Source organism: Micromonospora sp. WMMB235, from assembly GCF_001855515.1.
GTDB classification, from domain to species: domain Bacteria; phylum Actinomycetota; class Actinomycetes; order Mycobacteriales; family Micromonosporaceae; genus Micromonospora; species Micromonospora aurantiaca.
In genome coordinates this window covers 6,643,615-6,663,224 of sequence record NZ_MDRX01000001.1, presented here as the reverse complement: position 1 = coordinate 6,663,224, position 19,610 = coordinate 6,643,615, and the positions used below count along the sequence as shown (strand labels likewise).

General features: G+C 67.9%; 10 protein-coding genes. 9 read left to right on the top strand and 1 reads right to left on the bottom strand.

Going from position 1 to position 19,610, the window contains the following annotated elements; all coding sequences use genetic code 11:
- Positions 1-272 precede the first annotated feature (272 nt).
- The 7 genes from BFV98_RS29740 (at position 273) to BFV98_RS29710 (ending at position 9,113) form a co-directional block, all read left to right on the top strand.
- Entirely contained in the window at positions 273-1,412 is a 1,140-nt protein-coding gene (locus BFV98_RS29740) for a DUF932 domain-containing protein (RefSeq protein ID WP_071098553.1), read from the top strand.
- Between the two features lie 200 nt (positions 1,413-1,612).
- The gene (locus BFV98_RS29735) at positions 1,613-2,149 is read left to right on the top strand and encodes a hypothetical protein (RefSeq protein ID WP_071098551.1); all 537 of its coding nucleotides are present in this window, start codon (positions 1,613-1,615) and stop codon (positions 2,147-2,149) included.
- Positions 2,150-2,312: 163 nt separating this feature from the next.
- Entirely contained in the window at positions 2,313-4,004 is a 1,692-nt protein-coding gene (locus BFV98_RS29730) for a ParB/RepB/Spo0J family partition protein (protein WP_071098549.1), read from the top strand.
- A gap of 941 nt (positions 4,005-4,945) precedes the next feature.
- Positions 4,946-5,647 (top strand): hypothetical protein, encoded by a 702-nt coding sequence (locus BFV98_RS29725; protein ID WP_143025372.1) that lies wholly within the window; start codon positions 4,946-4,948, stop codon positions 5,645-5,647.
- Between the two features lie 495 nt (positions 5,648-6,142).
- Positions 6,143-7,669 carry a hypothetical protein gene (locus BFV98_RS29720; RefSeq protein WP_047894141.1) on the top strand — a complete coding sequence of 509 codons (1,527 nt, stop codon included), beginning with the start codon at positions 6,143-6,145 and terminating at the stop codon, positions 7,667-7,669.
- 239 nt (positions 7,670-7,908) lie between these two features.
- The gene (locus BFV98_RS29715; protein WP_053065519.1) at positions 7,909-8,550 is read left to right on the top strand and encodes a GGDEF domain-containing protein; all 642 of its coding nucleotides are present in this window, start codon (positions 7,909-7,911) and stop codon (positions 8,548-8,550) included.
- Between the two features lie 194 nt (positions 8,551-8,744).
- Entirely contained in the window at positions 8,745-9,113 is a 369-nt protein-coding gene (locus tag BFV98_RS29710) for a hypothetical protein (RefSeq protein WP_143025371.1), read from the top strand.
- A gap of 129 nt (positions 9,114-9,242) precedes the next feature.
- Here the strand turns inward: BFV98_RS29710 and BFV98_RS32070 are convergent, their stop codons facing one another.
- Positions 9,243-9,668 (bottom strand): hypothetical protein, encoded by a 426-nt coding sequence (locus BFV98_RS32070; protein WP_143025370.1) that lies wholly within the window; start codon positions 9,666-9,668, stop codon positions 9,243-9,245.
- A gap of 213 nt (positions 9,669-9,881) precedes the next feature.
- On the opposite strand from BFV98_RS32070, the gene mobF reads away from it, so the two are divergent.
- Together mobF and BFV98_RS29695 are read left to right on the top strand one after the other, a co-directional pair.
- Positions 9,882-14,159: a MobF family relaxase gene (mobF, locus tag BFV98_RS29700; protein ID WP_143025369.1), complete on the top strand. Its 4,278-nt coding sequence runs from the start codon at positions 9,882-9,884 to the stop codon at positions 14,157-14,159.
- Between the two features lie 284 nt (positions 14,160-14,443).
- Entirely contained in the window at positions 14,444-19,471 is a 5,028-nt protein-coding gene (locus BFV98_RS29695) for an ATP-binding protein (RefSeq protein ID WP_225319826.1), read from the top strand.
- Positions 19,472-19,610: the final 139 nt, after the last annotated feature.

Sequence of the window (19,610 nt, the reverse complement as noted above, 5' to 3'; positions counted from 1 at the left end):
TGGTCGATCAAAGATCAGGCCACCGGGAAGGCTCTCTGACGCACATCACATAACCGGCTGCGCCGACCAATTCACCAATCAGCACGTAGAGAAACGTTAGTAGATCATGCGTTATTAATTACCGACGGTTACACATTGGCCACGCTGGAATTTCACGAATTGAACGGTCTCAAGTGGACTCTGCGGGGCTGGTCATGTATCATTAAATACATGAGGGAGGGGACGGCAACCCCCGCCCTCGCAGCCAACACCCCAACCGAAAGGGATCAACGGTGAGCAACGCGCTCGACACCATCCCCCTGGCCGCCCGGCACGCGACGCTGCCGGACCTGCACCGCATCCTCGACCTCCAGCAGGCGCACAAGCTCGACATCGTCGCTGGCACGGCGATGCTGCGAGCCGAGGCCGGACACCTGCGCATCACCGGCGCGGAACCCATCCTCAGCGAATCGGGTGTCACCCCCTCCGACGGGCTCTACCGGCCCACCGAACTGGGCGACGCGGGACTCGGCGAAAAGCTCGGCATCCCCACCAGCTACCTGCGCAAGACCCGCGCGCAGGCACTGCACCTCTACGACGCCAACATCAACGGCTGGCTCGACCTCAGCCAGGGCAAGCGCTATCTCGCCCGCTGCCTGTCCGACGGCAACGGTGGCGGCATCCTGCGCGCCTTCCTTAGCGACGGATACAAGATCATCGACAACCTCGACGTGCTGATGGCCGTCCTGTCCGGCATCCGCGAGTCGGGCATGAGCGTCAAATTGGATTGCGACCTGAGCGAGCGCCGGATGGTCGTCCGGGTGCACTCCGAGGCCATCAAGAGCCTCGCCCGCAACCTGCTGCGCAACTACCGCAGCCCCTTCACCGGAGCCACCGGCGCGGACAACCCAACCGTCTTCGCCGGTCTCGTCTTCACGAACAGCGAGACAGGCTCTGGCGCGTTCACTGTCACTCCCCGCATCGTCGTGCAGGTCTGCGACAACGGCCTCACCATCACCAAAGACGCCCTGCGAGCGGTGCACCTCGGCGCGAAGATGGACGAGGGCACCATCCGGTGGAGCAACGACACCCACCAGGCGAACCTCAACCTGATCGGTAAGCAGACCCGCGACGCCGTGCGCCGATTCCTCGACGTCCGCTACGTGCAGCGCAAGATCGAAGAGATCGAGGAGAAGGCCGGCCGCCGGATCCCCGACCCCAACCACACCATCCGGGTCGTCGCCCAGCGGCTGCGGTTCACCGAGGACGAGCAGCGGCTCATCCTGAACCACTTCATCGACGGCGGCGACCGCACGGCCGGAGGCATCATGCACGCCGTCACCAGCGCCGCAAAGACCCTCACCGACCCCGACGCCGCGTACGAGATGGAGGGCGTCGGCATCCGGGCGATGGAAATCGCGGCCACGCTCTGACCCGACCTCCCGGGTGCCGCTGGCGCAACCCGCCAGCGGCACCCGGACCCAGCGCCCAGCCGCACGGCTGACCGCGTCGACGCGCATCGAGCACGCCGACGCGGGCTACCGCTCCCGCACCGCACGGCCACAACAACCCGGCCTCAGCCCGCCCACGGCCGTGCGCTGGAAACCCACCGCTGCGCACCTTGGGAGAAGCAATGCCCCTGTTCATCGGGTTGCCCCACGGCGTGTCCCTGCCCCGCAACCTTGCCGAGCCCGACGCCCGACACCTCGTCTCCGTGCTCGCCCGCACCTACCAATGGACCGGACCGCTGTTCGGCCGGGCAGAAGTCGAGGCGTACCTACGCGCCCAGGCCGACGACCCCGGCAGCCTCCACGACCCAGCCCTGAACACGGAGGACTGGCGCCGCGTCCAGAACACCGCCGCATGGAAGAACCTCGCGGCAACAGCCCGCCGCGCCGTCACCACCGCCGACGTGATCGGCCAGGCACTACGCCAGGCCGGCCTGTACTGCGCCCAATGTGACTCCCCCATCGCCGGTCCCTCGACCGCCAATTGGGGGCTTTGCCCCACCTGCCTCAACGCCGCCGACATCAGCGACCTGCAAACCCGCCCCTGCCCAGCCGGCGACGGCGCAAGCCCACACCGGTGGAACAGCACCACCTGCACCGAATGCGCCATGCCCGCACCAGCCGCCCGCCCCCGCCTCACCGCCCTCGCCACAGCCGCCTAACAGCGGCGCGACGTTCCTCCTTTCAGTGGCAACTCCGCAGCGACCCGACACGGATACGCCAGCGCCGCTGAACGCAGCGGCCCCGAAACCACCGGTCAGGCCCGGACGGCAACCCGGGCCTGACTGGCCAACCAACAAACCCACAACCGAAGGGAGCACACCCGTGCTCACGATCACCGCAACCGACGCGCAGCCCAGCGCGGAAACCGACCAGCCCAACCCGGACGGACTGCCCGACCTGTCGACCACCCCCACCACCGACCCGGCGCAAGCAGCCGACACCGAGCACACCGTCGCCAAGCCCGCCCTGCCCGGCGGCTACGAACTGCTGCCCATCAAGCAGATCAAGCCCAACCCCGACAACGTCCGCGACGACGCCCAAGCCCTGCCCGGCATCGTGGAGAACCTGCAAGAGGACGGCGTTCGCGGGCTGCTCGCCCCGGTCATCGTCACGCCGCTAGACAACGACACGTACCTGATCATCGACGGCGAGCAGCGATACTGGTCCACCGTCGAAGCCGAGCAGGAGTACATCCCGGCCATCGTCCGGGACGACCTGGCCGGCAACCGCGATCAGATCATCAGCATGTTGCGGCAGGTCCACCGCAAGGACCCCACCGCCGCGCAGGTGTCCCGAGGCATCCAGCAGCTCGCCCTCGACGGCATGAGCGACGAGGAGATCGCCCGCAGCACCGGCTACCACCCCGAACAGGTCAAGGCCGGCCGCTGCGTCGCCGCCCTGGACAAGCACACCGCCGAGCGCACCCACGCACTCGGACTGGACTTCACCCAGGCCGCCGCCCTCGCCGAGTTCACCGACGAACCCGACACCATCGAAACGCTGTTGCAGGAAGCCGAAGACGCCGGACCGTTCGCGTTCGCCCGAGCCGTCGAACAGGCCCGCTCCGCCCGCAACGCCCGCGAAGCCGAAGCCGCGCGCCGCGCCGAGCTGACCGCCGCCGGGGTGACCCTGCTGACCGAACACCCCAGCTACCACGACGCGAAGGTCAAGGAGATCAGCGACCTCCGCGACGCCGAAGGCCAGCGCATCACCGCCGAGGACCACATCGCCTGCCCCGGCCACGCCGTCCTGCTGTACCTGGCCTACGACCACCGCCTCACCGAACGCACCTACTGCACCGACTGGCGCAAGCACGGACACACCCAATACAGCTACGGCACGAACGTCGCCCGCAGCAGCCCCATGACCGAAGAGCAGAAGGCCGAGCGGCGGCGCGTCATCGAAAACAACAAACTGATGGAAGCCGCGAACACCGTCCGGCGTGAGTGGCTGACCAACCTGCTCGCTGGCAAGACCCCACCCAAGGGCACCAACAAGCTCATCGCAGAGATGCTGGCCGACTCCAGCTACATCCTGTCCACCTGGATCAACGGCGGCCGGAAGATGCTGGACGGCCTCCTCTCGCCTGGCAAGACCAAGCGCGCCGGCACCAGCCGCGTCCCGGCCCGCGTCAGCGACGCCCGCTACACGGTCATCTCCCTGGCCGCCATCGCCGCCGCGAACGAAAGCGCCATCACCCGCACCTCCTGGCGTGCCCCGGACCCGGCCGTCGCGAAGTGGTTGCAGTGGTGCATCACCAACGGCTTCCAGGTCGGCAAGGTCGAACAGCTCATCATCGACGGCGTCGTCAACCGCGCCACGAACCGGCGAACGGCCCCCGCCGTAGCCACGAACACGGAGCCAGACGACCCGCAGCCTGCCCGCCCCGAGGCCGAACCCGAGCAGGCAGAGAGCGAGGGCCACGGCGTTGACGCGGCAACCGCCGCTGCTGCTGACACCGCAGTTGCCGACACGGAGGCGGACCCCGACACCGGGTGCAACCTCGCCGCCTAGCCGCTGCCGGTCGGGGGCCACAACCGGCTCCCGACCGGCACCACCCAAGACCAATTTTGTCCCGAGCCCGTCGTGCTCCAGGCCGTTGCTCCCGCGGCCACCGGGCGGGCCGGAACACGTCCGCGTCCCATCAGGTCCGCTGCCGGCCCGCCCTGCCAGCTCCGCGTGCGCCACAATCCGCGCTCAGCCCACACACTCGATGCCTGTGTAGTAATGACTCTCTCCGGAGACGGCGAACCTCCGGGGGCCCACCACACCACCCACGGGGTTCGACCATGCCAAACCGGCCGCTCAGCCAGAACGCGACCACCACACCAGTACGGCACCCACCTGGCCAAGCCCCGCTCGACGGACAGCGGGATATCGCGCGGCTGCTCGGAGGCGATGGCCGCTGGCGCCTCTTCCGGGACAACAATCCCCACGGCCTCCGGCTCGATACCTACAGCGACAGGTGGACTCTCACTCGCGAGTTCCACGTCCACATCAACGGCACCGACGGTGAACGATGGGACATGATCACCGAACCATCGCCCGTCTGCCTCGGGGGATGGGACGCCCAGCGCTGCGAGTACGTGGCGCGCAGGCTGCCGACCGGGCAGGTGATCGCCAGGGGCGACACGCAATACGGGGTCCTGGCGCGCGCCGCGCGACGGTGCCTTCCCAATGCCCGGCACCACCCACCGCGGGGCCAGTGACCACAGCGCCCCAGCGCCCTTGGGGCGACTGCTCGGCGGAGGCCGGGGGGTTAGTTTGGCGAACTCCCCCCGGCCGCCTGGCATCCGACGCCACACGGGCCCCAACGAACCCTTACGCCGGACGCGTGCCGCCCATCGTACGGCAGCCCCCAACCATCGGCCGTGAAGCAGACCATGAGAAGCGTCCTCAGCCGCCATCCGCCGACCATGCGGCTCGCCCACCAGTGCGTACGGCATCATCACTCCATGTCCACGCGCTCCCCACACGGCCGCGATGTCGTCAACCGGGTCGAAGCAGCGGCGATGCTCGGCATCTCCGTCAGCCACCTCGACCGGCTCTACCGCGAGCGCGACAGCAACGGCTTCCCCGAGCGCGCCGCCGACGGCCGCACATGGCACCGTCAGGACATCGCCAAATACGAACTGCCACGCGAACAGGCCACGCGCAGCGCACGCGACAGCGTCGACCGCTCCGGGGACCCGGACGAGTTGGTCGACACCGCGACAGCGGCCCGCATCCTCGGCTACCGCGACCGAAGCGCCCTCGCCGGAAACAACCCCGTGTGGCTACGGCTGCAGCAGCAGGTGGATGACGAATCGTCGACCCCATCCGGCCGCAAACGCAGACGGTGGAAGCGCCGCACCGTGTGGGAGATCGCGGAAAACCGCATCGGCAAGGGAGGCGCGACGCGAACCGGACGGCCAGCCGGCACTCCCCACGGCCACCCCGACCGCTCCGGCAAGCCGGACGAACTGGTGGGCAAAGCCGAAGCCGCCCGAGTGCTCGGCTACAGCACCGCCAACGCCCTACCCAGTCGCGTGCTGGAGCGCGCCGATGAGCAGACAGCAGGCCCAAAGGGGCGCTACCGCCGCAAGTGGAGGCGCGAAACGCTGTGGGCCATCCTGGACGAGCAGGGCACACCCCCCACCCCTGATCTGCTCAGCTAGCCCTCGGCGTAGGGCTGCCGCCGACCCCGACCGATCACCGTACTTCCGCTCACGAGACGCCCGGCCCTGGCGGGCCGGGTAAACCGGAAGCGGCCTCCGGCCGCACTGCCCAAACCCCTTCACCGGTGGGGGCCGCGACAGGCTAGCGACGTGCTCGCTCCGGTCAAGTCCGGGCGCGGCTCGGAAACATCATGCACACCCCGCATGATCTTTCCTCGAAACCCCGCGCCCGGACTTGACCTCCACTGCGCGCGCCGCGGGTCGAGTGAACTCGCCCCCCACCGCCAAAGGAAGTGGGGGGACGCGCCGTGTCCGTACACGGCAGCGTGATCGGCGTAGCCGCCGGCAAACCACCGTCAAGATCATCGAAATTTCTCGACCATCCAGGCCGAATCGGATAGATCCATACCATCAGAAGAGGTATAGTAATGATTGTTCGGAGGGGACGGCGAACCCCCACCGCACATCACACAAACCCCAACCCAAAGGAGACGCATGGACTCCCACGACGTCGGCACTCCGCCGATCGTCGAGGGGTACGGCTGCACGACGTGCGGCGTACCCCTCACCGTGATCACCACCCAGGGCGGCGGAAGGACGTTCCTTCATCCCCGCAGCAGCAACGACGACCACGAACCCAACCCGGTGCCGCTCGCACAGCTCGCGCACGTCGAAATGACCTGCGATTTTTGCTCCGCGCCTCGCCCGGTGGCGTCGTTCACCTTCGCAAAGCTCGAAATCGCCATGACGACCGCACCCGACGTCAGCGGCATGGCGATGCACAACCTCGGCGGCAGTTGGGCAGCGTGCGAGGGATGCGCGCGCCTGGTCGAGCAGCGCGACCCCGAAGGGCTGACCGCTCGCGCCGTCAAACGCGCCCGCCGCCGTGGCCTGTCGGATGACGCGCAGAGCTTCTTCCGACCCCTGCACCAAGCCCTCTTCGCCGCCACTCCCAGCACACCGGCACGACAACCGCTCCCCTACGGGGCGAACAACCGCAGTTGCCCTCCCGCGCAGGACGCCGCTCCCGCCCCCGAGGTACGGTCGCTGCGCCCGCAGATGCTGCCAAAGGTGCGGGACCGGCTCGTGCGTTTCTGGCGCACGTCCGGCGGCTCGTATCTCCTGCGCCTGCTCGACAGCGGCGAGACGTACAAGATCCCCGGGCACCTGTTCCCCGGTGCCCCAGTCGACGCCCCCGCCGCGATCGTTGACGCCCGCAACCCCGAAGCACTGCGCCAGTACACCGCCCTGATGGCAAACCATGCGGAAAACGGACGCGTGTTCTGGATCGACCCCGATTTCACCGCCCTCGCCGCGCACGCGGCGCGCGATCTTCCTGACGTGCGCGTCGAGCAAGTCGAGATGCCGGCATCCGACGGCCTGCTCGTCTGGCACACGCCGATTTATCAGCCGGTGGAGCCACACACCGGGCTAACGGTGCCAATCGTCGCAGCACAGTGGGGACCGATCCCCGGTGGCGTTTGGATCACCTTCTACACCCCCGCAGAAACCCTCCTACAGGGTCAGCAGCCCACCGAGTTGGAATTGCAGGGGCTGCGCGAGCGCATCGGCTGGCTCGCCCCAGTCAGTAGCGGCGCTGGACTGCGCTTCGGTCAGCCGTACGCACCCAACAGCGAACAGACGCGCCTGATGCTGTGCTCCCTGATCGCCACGTGGATCCTGTCGACGCAGCCCGACGCCGAAGTCACCGAGGAACCAGCCGACAAGGCGACGCGCAAGGCATACCAGCGCGCCAACCGACCCGCGCCAACGGTGCGGCTGGTACGGCTGCGACGCAAACAGCAGGCCCGCCAGGACAGCCCCGACGGCACGACCACGCGCGTCTACACCCGCCGATGGTGGGTCGCCGGATTCTTCCGGCAGCAGCCCTACGGCCCCGGCCGCGGACTGCGCCGCCGAACCTACGTCCGCCCTCACATCAAGGGACCGGCCGACGCCCCGCTCATCCTGACCGATCAGGTTCACGTGCTCGGCGACGCCCGCAAGCGACACCAGCCGTAGAGACGTCACAGGGGAGCCGGCCTCGCCGGCTCCCCTGTTACCCGTCAATGGCAACACCTCGACAAATAAGGGCGTGATCGACGTAGCCGCCGGCACATCAAAGTCACTGAGGTTTCTCGACCGTGCCGGCCGAATTGGATAGACCGACACCATCGGATTAGGTATAGTAATGATTGCTCGGAGGGGACGGCGAACCCCCACCGCGCACCACACAAACCCCAACCCCAGGGAGCACCCGAATGCAAACGGCGTGGCAAACGATCCTGCTCGCAATCACCACCGCCAACCTCGTCGCACTCCTGGTACAAAACCGACGACTTCGCACCGCCCTCGCCACCGCCCGCCACGAGGCCGACCACGACCCGCTGACCGGCCTGCCCAACCGCCGCGCGCTCCTACGCCACCTGAACGCGCTGCTGGCCGACCGCGCCCGGCCCGTCAGCGTCGCCCTGCTCGACCTCAACGACTTCAAAGCAATCAACGACCAACATGGGCACGCCGCAGGCGACAGCCTGCTAATCCACGTCGCGGACACCCTCACCGCACTCGACCTACCCACTGCCTACATCGGCCGAATGAGCGGCGACGAGTTCTTGATCGTCACCGATGGCGGCGAACGCACCAGCCGCGAGAACGCCACCGCCGCAGCCGATGCCCTCGACCGCAGCACGCTCGCGATCTTCGGTGAGCCCGTCAACTGCCGCGCAAGCGTTGGCCTTGCGATGGCCGACCACGGCACCCGTACGGCCTCCGGCCTGCTCACTCGGGCTGATGCTGCTATGTACGACGCCAAGCGCCACGGCGCAGCCGTCCAGGTGTGGCACCACACCACCGCAACCACCGCTACCAAGGCAGCCGCCTCACGCCGCCGCTACCGCTAACGCCCCGGCGCGGCCCGGGTCACCCCACCCGGGCCGCCCTCCCCCTCGCACCACGCGCGCCATCCGGGCGGAACGGCGAACACCGCCCCACACGAACGCCAACACGAGGAGCCCCTATGTCTGTCCTCACGGCACCCACGACATTGATCCCGGCGGCAACGCCCGCCGTCCGCCGCGCCGGTCAAATCCTGGCCATGCTTGAAGACGCCCGCCGCCGCATGGCGCACGTCATCAGCCACCTCGACTTGTGCGACCACCGCCCCGCGTGGCCCTCCGAGCCGGTCCACGACCTGGCCACCGCTGTACGACTGCGCGCCGCAACCGTCGCACTAATCAAGTACGCCCGCCGGCACCACTGCGAGGACTGCAACCCCGGACGAATGCGCGCCACCCTGCGACTGGCCGCGATGCTGCTCGACCTCTGGCAGCACGGCAAGCATTACGTGCAGCGCCCCAACCTGTACCCGATCACGCTCGCCCACAGCGCGCACCGGCTGTTCAGCGACTGCGCCGGATGGACCACCACCGGCGACCCCGGACGCCTGCTCGGCCAGCACCCCTGACCCCGCGCCCGCCCGGCCGCGCGCAGCGGCTCGGCGGGCGCACGCGAGACGTCGTCGGCGCGCATCGAGCACGCCGCCGCCGGCTGCCGCTCCCGACTCTCACCCCACGTCCCACAGCGCATCCACGGGTCAGCCGCCATCCACCAGGCCGGGGGCTGACCCGACATCACCCAACACGCCCCCGTGCGACACGACCTCCGGCGCAGGCGGCCGGCCACGACGCGGCATCACCGACCCCAACTGCGCGATGCGCTCGCGCACCGCCTTACCGTCCACCGTCCGCCGCAGCGCCCGAACCCTGCTCACGTCCACACCGGCCAACTCAGCGGCCAACCCGTCGTCACGGAGAATCGCCGCAAGGACCACCACCGACAGTTCATGTGCTGCCGTTGCGTCCCGAACCTCCCCGTCTACCTTTGCCAGCAACTCGCGCCGCCGCTCTGCAGCATCCGCAAGCGCCGACGCCGATTGCTCGACAGCCCGCACGGCACGCCGCTCGACCTCCTGCCGCGCCCGAAGCGCACGGACCGCATCATTCCCCGTTCGACTCGCCATATCCCGACCGTAGCGACTTTCGGATCCCACCAACATATCCCGAGCCTGCCGTCTTGCCTATTCGTTCGATCCTGGCCGCAATTTCAGGAATCACCTCGAACCTTCACTCGGACCAGCCACACAGCTTCCTACCTGCACGAACGCCCACCCTCACGATTCTCACTCCCTTAGAGGCGACACACCCTCTTGCATTCTCCACCACCCACCTTCTAGTTGATCTTCTACGGTTTTCCCATGTTGTCCATCACGCGAATCTCGCCCGGCAGCGGATATCGCTATCTGATGGAGCAAGTCGCGGCCGGTAGGCACGACATGCGCGCCCCGACCACCGGGGGCCCGGCCCCGTACTACATGGACCCGACGGCGCGGGGTGAGAGCCCCGGCTGGTGGGCTGGCGACGGCGCCACGGTCCTCGGAATGAGCGGCTGGGTCACCGAGAGCCAGATGCGCTTCCTTGTCGGCCAGGGACGCCATCCCCGCGCCGGCTATCAGCTCGGACAGCGGTGGCGCACCTACGCGCCGCAGACAGACGCGTATCGGACCGTAGCCGCACAGCGAGCGCTGTCACTCCTGCCTGACGACGCCACGGTCGAACAGCGCGACAAGGCGTGGTACGACGCGATGACCGCCCCAGAGCGACGGGCTGTGTCCGCGTTCGACGTCACCGTGTCTCCGGTCAAGTCCGTGTCGCTGCTGTGGGCCTTCGGCGACGACGACGTCAAACGCGACGTCATGGCCGCCCACCACGCCGGGGTGCGGGTCGTGCTCGACCACCTACAACGGCACGGCGCCTATGCCCGCGCCGGCGCCGGGGGCGTCCGCCAACTCGACACCGCCGGCCTGGCGGCCATGGTCTTCGACCACCGCCTCAGCCGTGAACGTGACCCCCAACTCCACGCGCACATCGTGGTCTCCGCCAAAGTTCAAGCCCACAGCCACGACGCGAAACCCCAGTGGCTCGCCCTCGACGGCCGGGCCCTCTACCGCGCCGCGATCGGCGCCCGCGTCGCCTACGAACGCGCGATCGAAGCCGAGCTACGCCAGCGCCGCGGCATCACCTTCGCCCCACGCCCCGACACCGGCATCCGTGAGATCGTCGGCATCAGCGACGACTCCCTGCGCCACTACGCCAAACGTCGCGCCGCCATCACCGAAGAGATCCACCGCGGCGCGTCCCCGCTTCAGCGGATGGCACCGCGACAATGGCGCACTCGCGCCCAGGACGCCACCCTGCGCACCCGCCGCCCTCACAAAGGCGCCGAGTCGACCCACGAAGCCGTGCGCCGCTGGCTCGCCGAAGACCGCAAGATGGGCCTCGACACACAAGGGCAGATCCAACGTCTTCTCACCGGGCACGCGCACGATGACACCGCCGCCATCGCGCTGCGGGTGCTGCGCCGGGCCCGCGGTCTCGCAGCCGACCCCGCCGCCCTAGACGAGGCCACGCTACGGGACGCCACCGCCCAGCTTCGCGTCCCCCGTGCACGCCGCACGCACGTCATCGACGCCGCCGTCCGCGCCGACGACCGGTTGGCGGTCGCCCGCGCCGTGCACACGCTCAGCCATCAGCGCGCCGTCTTCGGCCACGACCACCTCGAACTCGCCATCGGCCAGGTCCTCGACATCACACCCGGGCACTCGCCCGCCGCGGACTGGCAACGCGTGCAACGCCTCGCCGCGCGCGCCGTCACCGAAGGGGCTGGAGGCCTCCGCGTCCTGACTCCCCCCGCGCTCGTGCAGTGGGGACCAAGCCTGCAACGAGCCAGCGACCTGCACAGCGAATACACCCGCCACCGGGACCTGCACCTGACCACCCACGCCGTCCTCGCCGCCGAGCACCAAGTCATCGCCTACGCCCGCCAACGCGGCGCGCAGCCCGCACCTGCCGAGGCCGTCAACGCCGCCATCGAGCGGATGGACCTGTCCGGAGAGAAAGCCGAGGTACTGCGGTTCCTCATCGGCGACGACCGGCACATCACCGGCGTCATCGGTCCCGCCGGCACCGGCAAGACGCACCTTCAACGGGCCGTCGTCGCCGCAGCCCACGCCGCAGGCATACCGGTGCTGGGTCTCACCGTCGGTCAGGCCGCCGCCAACCTGCTCGCCGACGCCACCCGCCAACCCGACGGGACCACCCTGCGCACCGAGAACGTCGCGCGGTGGCTGCACGCGCAACATCGTCCCCCGCCCGGCACCCGAGCCCGCCACTGGGCGTTCGCACCCGGGCAATGGGTCATCGTCGACGAGGCATCCCAGGTCTCCAGCCACGATCTGGCCCGCATCACCGCCCAGCTCGACCAGGTACGCGGCAAGCTCATCCTCGTCGGCGATCCCAATCAGACATCCGCCGTCGGACCCGGTGGGCTGCTCCGCTACCTCGCCACCCTCGGCGTCACCACTTCCCTGTCGCACGTGCATCGCTTCACCCACGCCTGGGAAGGCCCCGCCTCACTGCGGCTCCGCCACGGCGACCCCACCGTCCTAGACGAGTACGACCGGCGCGGGCGCCTCGTCGGCGGGCACCGCCGCCACCTCGTCGACCAGATGCTCACCCGGTGGCTCGCCGACATCACCGCCGGCCGCCGCAGCATGATGCTCGTCGACACCACCGAAGAGGCCAGCGACATCGCCCACCACGCCCGCAATCTGCTCATCGCCGCGGGCCACGTGCAGCCCGGCCGAGGCGTCCGCCTGCGGGACGGCAACCTGGCCAGCGTGGGCGACATCATCGTCACCCGACGCAACGACCGGTGCATCGCCGCCGGCCCCGACTACGTCACCAACCGCGACCAGTGGCGCATCAAGGCCGTCACCCGCGACGGGCAACTCCACGTCACCAACATCACCACCGGCACAAACGCCGTCCTGCCCGCCGCCTACACCGCCCAGCACACCCACCTCGCGTACGCCCAAACCGTCGACTCGGTCCAAGGACAGACCGTCCACACCGCCCGCGCGCTCATCGACGACAACACCTCCCTCGCCCGCGTCTACGTCATGCTCACCCGCGGCCGAGCGCTCAACGAGGCGTACGTCGTCACTGACGACGACCCCCGCGAAGGCACCCCACCCGCCCCGCCCACCGCCCGCGTCGCCGTTCTCGCCGACATCATGCGCCGCAGCGCACCCGAGCGCTCCGCCACCGAAACCGAACAGCAGCTCTGGGCCGACGCCGACGCCCTGCACACCTGGACGCCCATCTACGACGACCTCACCGCCCGCGCCCGCATCCCCGAACACCTCGCCATCGTCCGCCAACTCAGCGGCCCCGCCCTCGCCGACCGGCTCGCCCACGACCTCGCCCTACCAGCGCTCATCAACCGACTCACCACCTACGCCGCCGCCGGCCACGAACCCCGCGACATCCTCCGCCGCGTCATCCGAGTACGCGAACTCGACACCGCAGACGACATCGCCGCCGTCCTCATCTGGCGCATCGACCGCCTCATGCAACGAGCCACCGCCGACCCCGCCGTCGCCGAACGCCCAGAACACTGGCGCACCCACACCGACCGCCTCCCGGCCGACCTCACCGGCGACATCGGTGGCGCGCTTCGCCAGGTCGCCGCCATCTGCGGCCGCCGCGCCGAAGCACTCGCGCACCTCGCCGCACAGACCCGACCCGCCTGGAGCCTCGCCCTCGGCGACATCCCCACCGACGACTTCGGCCGCCAACAATGGCTCACCCGCGCCGAAGTCGTCGCCGCCTACCGGGACACCTATCAGCTGATCGGTGACCACCCCATCGGACCCGAGCCCCGCACCAGCGACATCACCCGCTGGAACGCCTGGCACCGGGCCCGACTCGTCCTCGGCGCCGCCGCCCTCGCCGGCAAGCTCACCACCGCACCCGACGCCGAACTCACCCGCCTCATCACCGCGCAACGCGACATCGACGGCACCGCACCTGCCTACGTCGCCGACGAGCTGCGCGCCACCTACCGCGCCCTCACCGACACCGAACACCACCGTCACGACCTCACCCAGTTGCTCGCCGCGGCCGACGCCACCCACCGCCACACCGTGCTGCGCGCGCAACGGTTGCAACCCCGCTGGTGGCATCGCGGCCCCTCACGTACCCGACGCCTCACCGCACAACGCGACCTGCACACCCACACCGCCGCAGCGGCTGACCAGGTCAGCAGCCTTCAGCAGAAGCTGGCCAGCCTTGACCACCAGATCGCCGAGCACAGCCAACGCGCCACCGCCCTTGACGCCCAGCACGCGGCATGGAAACGCTGGTACGACAGCGCCCTACCGGCGCGCTACGCCGGCCTCGCCGCCGCCGCCGAACAGGCCCGCCGCGCCGCCAGCCGCAACGCGGCACTCGCCAACGTCGTCGCCGCCACCACCGCCCGCGTCCAGGCGGTAGCCGACACCCGCCCGACGCCCCACACCACACCGGTCCGCGAGCACCTGCCGCAGCACGCACACGACGCGTACGAGCGGATCACCACCCGCCATAACACCAACGAGACGGAGATTGATTGATACACGACCGCCTTCGTCGACGAGCCATGGTGGTAACCACGCCACCGGCCCGGCGCACACCTAATGTCCGCCGTCATCATCAACCAGGACGATGTCGGTTTGCTGGCGCGCGGCGGCCGAGGCTAGGACCAAGACCGGCCCCCGCGATTTGTATGTCCGGTCGGCGGCCTCAGTCAGGAGGTGACTTGCCTCGGACGAGGCGACCAGAGACTTCGGTTGTGTCGGGCGGCCGCCCTAGAGTGTTGTGCGAAGCGGAGCCGTGAGAAGCGCATGCCGGAGATGTGATGAACAGCCCGAACGAGACTCCCGCCGCCACCGACGCAGCGGCGACGACACCGACCGGCGCAAACACCTACTCAACGGGCGGAGGCGGAGTTACCTTTGCCCACCGCGTTGCCGTCACCTACCTCGGGAGCATGCTCACCGGCAGCCGTCACACCGAAACGAACGATCTCCCCGTCCGGTCGCTCGCGTTCCAAACCGGGCCCGCGCACCCAGTCGACGACCTCCTCGTTGTAGCCGGCGACCGGGAGGTCGAGCTCGCCATCGCATGCCGAGCGACACCACACTTCGTCCCCAGCGATCCACCGACGGTCAAGTTGGTGAAGTCGCTGCTCGACGAAGTGGCCACACACCCTGACGGACACGTTGCCGTAGCGGTCGCAGGATGGAAGACCGAATGGGAACAGGTCGCCAAGGTGTGCGACATCGCCCGAACAAACCGCAACGCCAAGAGCTTCCACACTGCCCTAGAAACCGAAGGCCGCTGGTCGCAGAGCGTCCGGGGCCGCTACAAGTACTTGCGCCAGATGGTTGCAGCCGCTCTTGATCAGGCACGCCCTGAAGTCGAGGTGTTGGAGCTGACCTGGGCACTCCTTAGACGGCTTCGCATCCTCGGGTTCAGACTGCAGAGCCCAGACGAGACAGACTGGACCGCCGTCGCCACCTCCTTGGACCGCATCGCAGCCCCCACCGCAGACGGCGTCGGACTTCGTGATCGGCTCGCAGTAAACGCCGGCCGCTACGACGCGATGGGGGCCGTAGTCGACCTCAACGTGTTACGGAGAGACACCCACCTGCTCCTCGACGTCCCGTCCACGCGCACCAGACAGGCGTGGGACGTCCTGAACCAGTACCGAGCCGTTGCGTTCGGCACCGTACGAAGCACCCTCGGCGCTGACGCTGACGGCGGTGGCCTACTCGAACTGCCGTTTACCGAACGACGTGCAGGCCTCGCGGCCGAACTCCGTCGAGTCGCTTCTGAACGAGGTGCACTGCTCGTCACCGGCTTTTCGGGAACCGGGAAGAGCGCCCTTACTCTCTCTGCCATCAGGGAACTCGAGACCGCCGAATCCGGGGTATTCGAAGCAGTCGTCGTCAACTTCCGAGACCTGCCGAGCACTCCCGTCGAGCTCCGGCACATGCTGGGGGCATCTGTCGGCCAGGTAGTGGCAGAAGTATCCGCGCCAAGTCGAGTCCTGGTCGTCGACGCCGCAGACGCAGCCGTGGAACGGTCAGCTGGATTTCTTCGAGACCTCCTCGACGCTGCTTGGAAGGCCGGGTTGGGAGTCGTGGCGATAACCGCAGACCCCGCAGCCGAGTTTGTCCGCGAACAGCTAAGCGTCGGCCGTCAACAATCCATCCAAACGTTCGAGGTCAAACCCCTCGACGACGACGAACTGGCCCGAGTCACGCAACGATTCCCACTGCTGCGTGGGCTCCTACGGAACCTGTCCGCCACGTCCCTACTCAGGCGCCTCGTCGTACTTGATCTGCTCTCTCGTACGGGTCTCGCACTCGACGGCCCGATGAGCGAGTGGGAGTGTCTCGAAGCTATCTGGAGCAAGGTCGTCCGCGGCGACGGGCGTCGCATCCAGGGCTCACCACAGGCACGTGAAGAAACGCTCCTCGCGTTGGCGGCAGCATCACTGGCTGGGCCGGATGCCCTGCTTGCATCGGGGGCTCTCGACCCCGCTGCGGTCGATGCTTTGCGGGCCGATCACCTTCTGGCACCGCCCAACATCTACCGTCAGCACCCACAGTTCGCACACGACGAAGTGCGCCGCTACGCAACTGCCATCCACCTCGTCCGCTCCGGACAGGTCGCCGACACACTCCAGGCCGCCGGCGTACCAAGGTGGACCCTCTCTGCTGTCACCCTCGCATGCAAAGGCCTCCTGGTTGACCCAGCTCGCCAGCCCGAACGGACCTTCCGGCGGCTGGTCTCGGGTTTCCACAGGATCGCCGGCGCACACGGCTCCAGATGGGCGGACGTTCCCATCGAGGCAGTCCTCGATACACCGGCCGCATACGAGTGCATTAAAACCACGGTCGACACCGGCACGGACGACCTACAACTGTCCGAAGTCCTCCGCATCGTACGACAGCGGTTCTCCTTTGACGGCTTCGTCCACCCGGCGCTCGGGGCACCCGTCGCACGCTACCTGATCGACCAGGCAGAGCCCTGGAACATCTCCAAGCAGGCATTCGAAGTCCTCACGAATTGGCTCCAGGCACTCGTCGTGGCGTATGAGCCAGCGGGCCACGAACTGCGTGAAGCGCTTCGAGGGCGCCTGCTGGCGTTCTGGGCACAGTTCCCGCGGAAGCAGGCAACCGAGGATGCCCTACCCGCCCGGCCGGCGAGGCGGCGACGCCAGCGCAGGGTCCTGGATTACCAGGTCACGGACGACGAGTTCGTCGAAACCTTGGCGCTGCTCGGACCCGACATCAACGCCGACATCGAAGCGTGCCTGCGTACGCTCGCTGAAGACGCGCCTGCCTTCCTCGCACCAGCCGTAGACGCACCGTTCAGTGCCCGTAGCATCGCTCAGCACGATCCCGCACTCCTCGGGGCTCTGATGGAGGCCTACTACATCGACGAGGACGCCGATGGCGACTGGGACTGGGACTACCACGACGAAGGCATCCGTGATCACCAAGGACGCTGGATGGGCTTCGGGCCACCGTTTGCCGCGTACTACTTCGGCGGGTTTTGGCAATTGTTCAACGCCGCACAACTCACCACATCAATCCGAGTGCTCAACAACATCCTCAACCACGCCGCACGAATCCGAGTCAAAACCACCTCACGACTGAACCGGTCGTTCAACGCGCTCGAACAACCCGCAGGCGAGCGCGGCAGCAAGGCCGAGGTGGACGATGGCTCCTCGGGCATCGCGCTTGATCTTACCGGTGAATCCCGCGAATACGTCGGTGACGGCCACGTATGGGCTTGGTATCGAGGAACATCTGTCGGCCCGAACCCCTGTATGAGCGCGCTCCAAGCCATGGAACGCGTCGCCGAATCACTACTGAATGCGGGCGCCACCCCAAAGCTCATCGCCGAGTACCTCCTCAACGGCTGCGAAAACCTCGCAATCCCAGGGATGTTGTATGGGCTGTTCGCCCGAAACATCGAAAAGGCCGGCAGCCAGCTCGACCATTTCCTAGCCGAGCCTGCCGTCTGGATCCTCGAGTTCAGCCGTGCGACCAGCGAACATTACGGATTCCGGGCCTCCTCGGAAGGCCTCACGCACCCAGAACGTCGCCAATGGACGCCACGAGAAGTATCCGTTTGGCTCATGACTCACGCCGATGAGGAACGACGCGCCGAGCTTCGCGGTATCGGTGAAGAACTCGTCGCCAACGGTGTCCGACAGGGTCTCGAATCAGGCCGAGTCTTGAACTGGGCTGCCAACCTCGACGAATCCCGATACCAGCTCACCAAAGACGGCGGCCGCCTCTACCTGCAAGTCGTGCCGCCGCCCGAAGCAATTGCAGCGCAGGCCGAGTCTGTCGCCCAACAAGGGCAGGTTCAAACAGTACTGCGCCTCCAGAACCGCTACTGGGGGTCAGCGAGTTTCCATGACGACCACGAGCCGCCCACCGCGGCGGAGATCGCCGACGACCTGGCCGCCGCGCACGCACTCCTCAACGCCGAACAGCACGCCATGCACATGCGTCCGCACGACGCCGCCGCACAAGTCGCACGAACAGCCATCGAGCGGGTCGTCAACGGCGAACCCGAAGCCCTAGGCAACGAAGGGGCGTTCGCTGTCGAGCTCGTGGTGGCAATCGCTGCAGCGTTCCGCGACTCCGAAGACCTACGCGACGAAGGCCAATACTTCCAACTCGGTGCCGACCGAGCCGCCGCGCGAGCCCTACCCGCCCTACTCACACCGGCACTCGCCCCCGCACTCTCCGAGGCAGGCGTAACCGTCGCCGACGTCGCCGCGGCGGGGCTCGCCCTGGCCAGCAAGGCGCCGCTCGAAACACGCCTCTTTCTAGCCCGCGGATGCGACGTTCTCTGGGCGTCAGAGTGTGCCGGCACGGACTGCGTCCACAAGACAGCGCTCGCATGGGTCATCGAGACAGCTCGCGGAGCCGAGTTCGGGCCATGGAACGTTCATACTCAGCGCAGGGCAAGGGTCAGGATCGAGGGCGACCTGACCGCACGTCTGAAGGAACTCGACGGCAAATCTGTTGATATCGCCGTCCTCGATCCGGCAATCCGCGCGCTGGGTGTCGCAGCAACTACCGGCCACTGCGTGACGATCGACGCGAAGCAACTCCTCTTCGACCTGCTTGCCGTCCAGCGGAGCGCCATGGTGCGGCACGAGAGCAGAGGCTGGACTGCGGACCATCGAGGAACGCACACGCTCGTCGCAGCGCGCGCCCTGCTGCAGTCCTACGCGGTCGACGGAAACCCGAGCCCGATACTCGAACACCTCGACGTCCTGCGAAGCGACGCGGGACTGCTGGTGAACATCCTTCACGGACTCGCCGCGGCCGGCGCCGAAAGCGACATCCTCGCCGAGGCGGCGAGAAGCACATGGCCAGAGCTGCTCACCCACGCCCTCACATACGCAGACGACGAGCCCAACGTCTACCACGAGCGTACCTGGGGATCCTGGGCCGCGGCCGCCCTGCTGCCCGATCCATTACCATGGACGCAGGGCATGTACAACGAGCTGTCCGGCCCACCCATCGACTGGATCGACCCGGCTCAACTCACCGACCTAGTGGATCAGTGGCTGCCTGTGGGCAAGGGGGAGGCGCGCTGTGTCGATGCGCTGATCCGGCTCGTACGCAAGCTGCCGATCGAAGAGCAAGCCACCCGCGGACTCGCCTGGGTTGAAGACCTCTGCATCCAACACGACCAAGTCACGGTCAACCAGTCATGGTCGTCCAACGAGTGGCTGACAGCGATCCGCGCAGAAGTCGAAGAGCACGGGACGCTCCCGCAGTGGCAAGCCCTTGTTGACGCTCTCGTGGTCGCCGGAAACTCAGGCCTTGCCCCATTCAGCACCTAACCCAGCAGCTTTGGTGCCCGAGAAGAATCTGATGGCTTCACATGCGGGGTCGCAGGGGTAGCTCAGGTGGGCGGGGTCGCAGTTGCGTCGCCGTTGTTGTAGACCGCGAAGGCGAGCAGTGGTGCGAATGCGCGAAAGC